Raw genomic sequence first — 8904 nt, 5'->3', positions numbered from 1 at the left:
CTCATAACCTGAAGGTCACAGGTTCAAATCCTGTCCCCGCAACCAAACACACAAACCCGCCGCGCCCAAAAGCGCGGCGGGTTTTTTCGTTCGGCGCCGTCGATCAGCCCCTTTCGGTCATCATGCGGATGCACGCCGCGCAGGTCACCGCTTTCCGGCAGGGGAGGGGAGGCCGGACATCTAACCGCCGGATCCGACCCGCTTCTCTGGTCCCCATCTCGGAAAGCCTCGCCGAGAGGGGACAGTCCCGGTTTCCGAGCGCGGCCTCTGAACAGCGACCGTAGCGGTGTTGGCCTGGAAGGCACCTGGCCTTAAGATGAGGCGGGGTACGTCGTGACACGGCGTAAGGGGGGAGCGGCAATGATCTCACAGGCGGGCGGCACGGCCGACCTCGATCGGAGCTGAAGACCGCGGTTTGCGCGTCTCCGCTCCCATTCATCGTGCGGTCCGTCCGGGGATGCGTCGCGCATCGCCGCCGAGGCTGGCTGCCCTGGCCCTCGCCCTGCTGGTCGCTGCGGGCGCTCAACCCGCACGCGCCTTCGACCTGTTCGGTCTGTTCGCCAGCGAGCCCGAACCGCCGCCGCCGAGTCCGACCGCGCTGCCATACACGCTGCGGATCACCGGGACCGACGATTCCGACGTGCTCCGGGCTTTGCAGGACACGTCCACCCTCCATCGCCTGAGGCAGGACCCACCGCCCGACGGTGAGGGATTGCTGCGTCGGGCAGAGGCCGACCGCGCCAAGCTCGCCGACGTGCTGTCGGGCTACGGCTATTATCAGGGAACCGTCACGATCCGGATCGACGGCGCGCCAGTGGCGGAGCAGGCACCGGTCGCGGTCGCCGCCGCGGAGGCATGGCGCAACCGCGGCCTCGTCCCGGTCCGGATCGCGGTCGATCTCGGCCCCCTCTACCATCTCCGCCGGATCGCCGTGCGCGATCCGGCGGGCAACCCGTTTCCGGAATCCGTCCTGCCCGCGCGGATCACCCGCGTGGACGAGGATGTTCCGGCCCGCTCGGTCACCGTGCTCGCCCGGGAAGCGCAGATCGTCGACCAGTTCCGCGCGCAGGGCCATCCCTTCGCCAAAGTCGTCGATCGCGACCCCGTGGTGGACGATTCCGCCCACGTCATGGACGTGACCTTCACGGTGGCGCCGGGCCCGGTCGCAGGTCTCGGTCCGGTCGCGGTGAGCGGCGCACCGGGGATCGACCCGGCGACCATCCGCTCCTTCATCTATGCCGAACCGGGCGACCCGTATTCGCCCCAGGCGGTGGCGGCGATCCGCCGGTCGTTGGCGCGGATCGAGGGCATCGGCGGCGTACGCGTCCGCGAGGGCACGGCGCTCGACGCCGACGGAAACCTGCCGCTGTTCGTCGAGGTCACCGAACGCGAGCGCAACCTCGTGGGTGTCTCGGCACGCTATTCCACCGTCGACGGGCCGGGCGTGCGGGCCTACTACGCCAATCGCAACCTGTTCGGTGGCGGCGAGTCCTTCCGGGTGGACGCCGACATCTACTATCTGGGCCTCGGCAACGACCCCTTCGCCAATCAGCGCAAGGTTGCGGGAATCGGCACGAACGGCCTCGGCGGACGGCTCTCGGCGACCTACGTCCAGCCGGCCCTGTGGGGCACACGCAACGATCTGCTGGCCAACGCCTTCATCACGCGTGAGGTGCAGCAGAGCTATCTCGTGGATGGCGGCGGTGTCTCTGGGGCGATCCGCCACCGCTTCTCGGACACGTTCTCGGCGCAGATCGGGCTCGACGCCCAGGCGGGCCGGTCGAAGGATGCCCTCGGCACCGTCAATTACCGGCTGATCGGCGTCCCCGCCTCGGTGACCTACGATTCCACCGACAGCCTCCTCGACCCGACGCGGGGCATTCGGGCGATCGCGTCGCTGGCGGTCTATCCCGGCGCGATCTCGTCGCCCGGCATCGTCGTGGCCAAGGCGCAGGGCTCGACCTACTACGCCCTGGACGACGAAGCCCGCATGATCCTGGCCGGCCGCATCGGCTTCGGCTCGGTCTCCGGGGCGCCGCTGGGAGAAATCCCGGACAATTTCCGGTTCTTCGCCGGCGGAGGCGGCTCCGTGCGCGGCTATCCGTATCGGACCCTCGGACCAATCGGCCCCTACAACCTTCCGATCGGCGGCCGCAGCCTGCTCGAGGCTTCCCTCGAGGCGCGCATCAAGGTCACGGACACGATCGGCGTGGTGCCGTTCTTCGACGCGGGCACCGCCTTCGCCTCGGCGACGCCGGATTTCGATGAGAAGATCCGCAAATCCGTGGGCATCGGCCTGCGCTACTACACCGGTATCGGCCCGATCCGCGCGGATCTCGCCTTCCCGCTCGATCCCTACAAGGGCGGGCACGTGCGGCCGGCCGTCCTGTATCTCAGCCTGGGACAGGCGTTCTGAATGGCTCTTCGGACCGGACTCACGCGACGCCGCGCCACGCCGAACCGCGGCGGCGGCCGGTGGCTTGGCCTCGTCCTGGTCTGCCTGATTCTGGCGCTGCCCTGGGCCGTCACGCTGACCTCCGCCGAAGAGGGGGACAAGTCCGTGCTCGGCGGACTCCTGTCGCGGGCGCTCTCGACGCCCTCGTCCCGGGTGGCGATCGGCGCCATCGACGGCGCCCTGTCCTCCGACGCCACCATCCGGGACGTGGCGATCAGCGACCGCGACGGCGTCTGGCTGAAACTCGACCGGGCCCGCATCGTCTGGCGCCGGCTCGCCCTTCTGTCGGGACGCCTGGAGGTCGACAGCCTCGAGATCGGGCATCTCGACGTGCTGCGGCGACCGATCCCCGGTCCACCGCCGCCCGAAGCGAAGCCCGATGGCCGGCTGCTCCCGGACCTGCCCGTCAAGGTCGAGATCAAGGGTTTCAAGCTGGCCGAGCTGACGCTGGGCGAGGCGGTGGCCGGGCAGCCGGCGCGGCTGTCCGCGGAGGGCCGGGCGAAGCTCGGCGCCGCCAGCGAAGGGCTCGACCTCCAGGCCAGGGCCCTGCGCCTCGACGCGCCGGGCCGCTTCCTGCTGTCGCTGCTGTTCGTGCCGAACGGCGAGCGGCTCGAGCTGAAGGCGAACCTCGTGGAGCCGGCGGGCGGCCTGCTCTCGAAGGCGGCCAACCTGCCCGGCACGCCGCCAATCGACTTCGAACTCGATGGAACCGGGACGTTGGACGCCTGGGGGGCCAAGCTCGACTTCACGGCCGGACCCGACATCGGTGCCAAGGGCGGTGCGAAGATCTCCCGGATCGGGGCCGAGCGGCGCCTCGCCCTGGATCTCGCGGCACGGATCGAGGGCCTGATGCCGGGCCCGGCGGCCGCGATCTTCGCCGGCACCACCAAGCTCGACGGCGGCATCGCCTTCGCGGATAGCGGCGCCTTCCGGATCGACCGGCTGGAACTGACCTCCCGCACGGCGCGTCTGGCCGCTGGCGGCAGCCTGACCCGCGACCGGGTCGCCGACCTGACGCTCCAGGCCCGCGCCCTGCCCACGGAGGGCGACGTCACCCGGGCCGGCGAGGCCGAGATCGGCAAGCTCGTCTTCGACGGCAGCCTGAAGGGACCGCTCGCGGCACCGACGGTCCGGGGCCGCCTCGACGCGGCTGCCCTGCGCAGCCGCGATTCCAGCCTGGACCGGATCGAGGCCAGCCTCGGGATCGACCCGCAGGGCGACCCATCGGCGCAGCGTTTCGCCATCACGGCGGACGGCCGGGTCGAGGGATTGAAGCTCGCCGACCCGGCCCTGCACCGGGCGATCGGCAGCCGGGCCAACGTGACGCTCCGCGCCTCGGCCGGCGCCGACGGCGTGATCGATATCGCGGCGCTCCGGCTCGACTCCGACACGGCGCGGGCGGCCTATGTCGGTCGCGTCGGCCAGAACACCCTGACGGGCACCGTAGACGCGGCCCTGCCGGACCTCTCGGTGTTCTCGGGTCTCGCGGGCCAGGGCCTTGCGGGCAGCCTCGACGCCAAGGCGCGGCTGAGCGGCGATCCGGCGCGCAAGGCCATCGCGGCCGACCTCACCGTGACCACGAGCGGCCTCGTCACCGGGATCCAGGCCGCCGACCGCACCCTCGGCCGCGCACCGACCCTTCAGGGGCGCGTCTCCCAGACCTTCGACGGCTACGGCTTCGACCATCTGCGCCTGGAGGGGGCCGGCGTCGCCGCGACCCTGCAAGGCGAGGCGACGGCGTCCCGGGCGGATGTCACCGGGCGGCTCGATCTCAGGAGCCTCGGGGATCTCGACGGACGCCTCACCGGCAAGGCCAGCATCGATGCGCGCCTGACCGGATCCCTGGAACATCCGGATGTGACCGCGGCTCTGACGGCGCCGTCCGCCACCGCGGCGGGAAAGCCGATCCGGGACCTGCGCGCCGAGGCGGTCCTGCGGGACGCGCTCCTCGCCCCGGACGGAACGGTCCGACTCAGCGGCGATGTCGCCGGCAAGGCGCTCACGGGCGGTGCTCACCTCGCGCGCGTCGGCGGCGATTGGGTCCTCGACCGGCTCGGTCTCGATCTCGGCTCTGTCGCCGTCGCGGGCCACGCCATGGTCGCGGCCGACACGTGGCTGTCGGCCGGCGCGCTCACCGTGCGGGCCGGCGATCTGACGGACATCGCGCCCCTGGTCCCGGAGCCGGTCACGGGCCGACTCGACGCCGCGCTGACCCTCGCCCGCGACGGCGGCCGCCAGGATGCGGCCATCCGCGCCACCGGGGCGGCGCTCCGATACGGGGAGACCAGCCTCGCGCGTCTCGATGCGGATCTCTCGGGCCGCGACCTGCGCGCGCATCCCGTTCTCGAAGGACGGCTCGAAGCCGACCGGCTTCTGGCCGCCGGCCAGCAGGTCGACACGATCCGGCTCCTCGCCAACGGCAGCCCCGCCTTCAGCGACGTGACCCTGACCGCCCGGTCGCGCGGCTTCAATCTCGATGGCGCCGCGCGGGTCGTTCCGGCCGGGGACACGCGGATCGAGATCCAGCGTCTGTCGGCCGCCCGGGGCGGCGATCGCTTCGCCCTCACCGGGCCGGCGGCGATCACGCTTCGGGACGGTGGCGCCGTGATCGACGGCCTGTCCATCGCGGCGGGCGCGGGTCGCATCACGGCCGCGGGCCGTGTCGGGCAGGCTCTCGACCTGCGGGTGGCGATCCGGTCGCTACCCCTGTCGCTCGCCCGGATCGCCGCGCCGAGCCTCGCCCTTTCGGGGACCCTGGACGGCGAAGCCGATCTCCACGGGCCTGTCACGCGCCCCGAGGGACGCTACGCGATCAGCGTCGCGAAGCTCGTCGCCCCGCAGACGCGGCAGGCCGGACTTCCGGCGATCGACGCCACCGCCAAGGGCACCCTGTCGGATGGGCAGGCGAGCCTGGACGGTCGAGTGACGGCAGGGCGCGGCGTCGCCTTGACGGTCTCGGGATCGCTGCCCGTGGAGGCAGGGGGGCCGTTGGACCTGCGCGCACGCGGGACCCTGGACGCATCCCTCGCCAATTCCCTGCTCAGCGTCGGCGGCCAGAGCGTCACCGGCAAGGTTGCCATCGACGGCGGCGTCACCGGTACGCTGGCGGCGCCGCGGGCGCAGGGTGCGGCGGTGCTGACCGGCGGCAGCTTCACCGATCCGCTGAACGGCCTCCGCTTCACCGGGATCGAGGGGCGCGTCACCGGTCGCGGCGACAGCGTGGTGGTCGAGCGCCTGACCGCGAGCGCCCGCAACGGCGGCCGGGTCTCGGTCACCGGCCGCGTCTCCCTCGCGCCCGACTTCCCGGGCAGTTTCCATGTCGTTGCCGACAAGGCCGAACTCGTGTCGAGCCCCTTGATGACGGCCGTGTCGAGCGTCGACGTCACGCTTGCGGGTCCGCTGGCGCGGACACCGCGGATCGCCGGTCGCGTGGATGTCGTGTCGATCGATGTCGCGGTCCCGGATCGGCTCCCGGCCACCATCCGGCCGCTGCCGGGGGTCCGCCACGTCAACACGCCGCCGGAGCTGCGCGCGCGCCTGGCGCAGCGGGCGGAGAGGAAGGCCGCGGCACGTCCCGGGCGGCGGTCCGGAAAGCCGGCCGTGCCGTTCGACGCCACTCTCGACGTGACGATCGATGCGCCGAGCCGCATCTTCGTGCGCGGGCGGGGCATCGACGCGGAACTCGGCGGTGCGCTGCGTGTCACCGGAACCTCCGCGTCGCCCAACGCGAACGGCGCCTTCTCGCTGCGGCGCGGTCAGTTCGAACTTGTCGGCCAGCGCCTGGATTTCAGCCGCGGGCGGCTGACCTTCGCGGGCAGCCTGACCACGCCGGAACTCGACTTCGTCGCCGAGACCAAGGCCACCGACGTGACCGCCCGCATCGCGGTCTCCGGCTTCGCGGACGCACCGCAATTCTCCCTGACCTCGGATCCAGCCCTGCCGCAGGACGAGATCCTGTCGCGGATCCTGTTCAAGAAGGCGTCGGCCGGCCTGTCGCCGTTCCAGGCCCTGCAGCTCGCCCAGGCGGTCGCCCAGCTCTCCGGGGGCGCCGCGGGGCCCGACATGTTCGAGCAGGCCCGCAAGAGCCTCGGCCTCGACAGCCTCGACGTTTCCACCGGCGCGAGCGGCGGGCCGGCGATCGGCGCCTCGCGCTACATCTCGGATCGGGTCAGCGTCGGCGTGAAGGCCGGGGCGAAGCCTGCCGACACGGCCGTCGGCGTCGATTTCGACGTCACCCGCCGGATCAAGCTGAAGGGCGAGGCCGGGAGCGACGGCCGCACCAGCCTCGGCGTCGGCGCCGAGTACGAGTGGTAGCCGGCACGATCCACAGGACCGGCTTGCGCGTCCTCAGCAAGGCTGCGGGATCGACACGCCCGGTCAATGGTTTAGGTTCGGCACAGGCGGCCGCCAGGGCCGCCGATCGGGCGGGAAACACGACGGACGATGGACGAGCTTTTCGAGACGGATGACGATCCGCCGGTTCCGGAGGGCGGCCTTCTCCGCAAGCTCCCGATCATCAACAGGCGGGGCCTCCATGCCCGCGCATCCGCGAAGTTCGTCCAGACCGTTGAACGCTACGACGCCGCCGTGACGGTGACCCGGGCGGGCGAGACCGTGGGCGGACGCTCCATCATGGGCTTGCTGACGCTGGGGGCCGCCATGGGCACACGCATCGCCGTCACGGCCGTGGGCCCGGATGCGGAAGACTGTCTCGACGCCATCGAGGCCCTGCTCGCCAACCGCTTCGGCGAAGACGAGTAGCGGCTAGGCCGTCGATCGGCCCGGCCAGGCGCACAGGTCGGAGACGGGGCATCGGGGGCAGGCAGGCTTCCGGGCGGTGCAGATGTCGCGCCCGTGTCGGAACAGCCAGACATGGGCATTGTCCTTGAAGCCCTCCGGCACGCTCCGGGCGAGGCCGTCGGCCACCGCGTCGACCGTCGGGCCCGGGGCCAGAGGGATCCGGTTCGAAACCCGGAAGACATGGGTGTCGACCGCGATCACCGGCTCGTGGAAGGCGAAGTTCGCCGTCACCTCCGCGCTCTTGCGGCCGATCCCCGGGAGGCGGCGCATCTCCGCGGCGCTGCGCGGGACGCCGCCGCCGTAATCCGCCACCAAGGCCGCCGACAGCTTGACGATGTTGCGCGCCTTGGATGGCCCGAGCCCGACCGGCCGGATGATCTCGACGATCCGGGCTTCCCCGAGCGCCACCATGCCGGCGGGGTCGCGGACCTCGGCGAACAATGCCTCTGCGACCCGCGAAACGGTCGGTCCGGTGGACTGGGCCGAGAGCAGCACGGTCACGAGCAGGCGGAACGGGTCGGTGCGGTCGAATCCGGCCTTCGGATCCGGATCCCTGTCCGCGAGACGCGCGAGGACCGCGGCCACCGTGGCGGCGTCTCCCGCCTGACCGGCTTCAGACGCCGGTCCCGCGGCGGCCTTCCGGCGCGGAGCGGATCGAATGCCATGGGTCAGGTCGCGGGTCATGGGCGCCAGCTAGGGTTCGGACGCCTCCCGCGACAGGCTTCCTGCGCGCGGCGGATTGACCGCTCAGGCCCGGGCCCGCCGCCAGGGTACCGCATTGGAGCCGGCGCAGAGGTGGAGCGTTCCGGACACGACTGCGCCGGCCCGGCGCCGGAACTCGACCTGCAGCGCGCCGCGACGGGCGAACAGCCGGGTGACCACCCGGACCAGCGATGCCTCGGCCGGGTCGGCGATGATCGGCCGCGCAGCCGTCCGGGCGTCGAGGGCGAGGAAGGTCTCGACCGCATCGCGGACGGCGGCTGGTTCGGTCACGGCCAGCATCTCGGACTCCGCGGGCTCCCAGCCTGCCGGGCGGATGCCGATCAGGTTCCCGGCCGGAACCGAACGCGGTCGCGCCGGACGGCTCGCCGCCAGGATGGGACGCGGCGGTCCCGGATCCTGCACGGGCGCGGACTCACCGACCAGGCGGAGCGGGCGGCGCAGCGCCCCGAGCCGTTCCCGCAAGGCCCGGTCCACGGCCTCGGCGGCTGCGTGCTCCACCAGGGCTGCGGCGTCAGGCTCCGCGGGCTGCCAGGGCCGGGCCCGGCCGCCCCAGACCGAATGGGGCATCGCCAGCGGGACGACCCCGCGCAGCGTCTCGCGGCCGTCGCGCGCATCCCGGCTCCAGGCCAGGGCGACGGCGACGGAACGCGCCGCCGGACGATGCTGGGCCAGCGGCAGGAGATGATCCGGGTCGCGCAGCGGATCGCTGACGGCATTGCGCACCAGCATGGCCCGCCAGGCGGCGACCGCCGCCGCATCCACGGCACCGGGCCGCTGGAGATCGACCCGCCACGTCTCGGCCTGCGGACCGGCTCCGGCATCCGGAATTGCCGTGTCGTCCGCCCGCTCGGACAGGCCGCCCTGTATCACGGTGAAGCGTCGCACCATCGCGTGTCCTGCCTGTCGACGATCCGTCCCGATCCGGG

Annotated in this window: 5 protein-coding genes; 3 read left to right on the top strand and 2 right to left on the bottom strand. The window is 72.3% G+C overall.

Annotation, left to right across the window (positions count from 1 at the left end):
- The first annotated feature begins 457 nt into the window (after nt 1-457).
- The 3 genes from ABIC70_RS23260 (at nt 458) to ABIC70_RS23250 (ending at nt 7216) form a co-directional block, all read left to right on the top strand.
- Nucleotides 458-2416: an autotransporter assembly complex protein TamA gene (locus ABIC70_RS23260; RefSeq protein WP_354441327.1), complete on the top strand. Its 1959-nt coding sequence runs from the start codon at nt 458-460 to the stop codon at nt 2414-2416.
- Nucleotides 2417-6769, top strand: a complete 4353-nt coding sequence (locus ABIC70_RS23255) for a translocation/assembly module TamB domain-containing protein (protein ID WP_354441325.1) — start codon at nt 2417-2419, stop codon at nt 6767-6769.
- A 129-nt stretch (nt 6770-6898) separates the two neighbouring features.
- Nucleotides 6899-7216, top strand: coding sequence for an HPr family phosphocarrier protein (locus ABIC70_RS23250; RefSeq protein WP_043349643.1), 318 nt, complete (start codon nt 6899-6901; stop codon nt 7214-7216).
- Nucleotides 7217-7219: 3 nt separating this feature from the next.
- Here ABIC70_RS23250 and ABIC70_RS23245 read toward each other — a convergent pair whose 3' ends face one another.
- Both ABIC70_RS23245 and ABIC70_RS23240 read right to left on the bottom strand, forming a co-directional pair.
- Nucleotides 7220-7840, bottom strand: coding sequence for an endonuclease III domain-containing protein (locus ABIC70_RS23245; RefSeq protein WP_236952940.1), 621 nt, complete (start codon nt 7838-7840; stop codon nt 7220-7222).
- A 162-nt stretch (nt 7841-8002) separates the two neighbouring features.
- A complete protein-coding gene (locus tag ABIC70_RS23240) occupies nt 8003-8866 on the bottom strand; it encodes a hypothetical protein (RefSeq protein ID WP_043349638.1) in 864 nt (287 codons plus the stop codon).
- Between the last annotated feature and the right edge of the window lie 38 nt (nt 8867-8904).

Source organism: Methylobacterium sp. 1973 (genome assembly GCF_040545035.1).
Lineage (GTDB): Bacteria > Pseudomonadota > Alphaproteobacteria > Rhizobiales > Beijerinckiaceae > Methylobacterium > Methylobacterium fujisawaense.
This window is presented reverse-complemented; position numbering and strand designations above follow the sequence as displayed.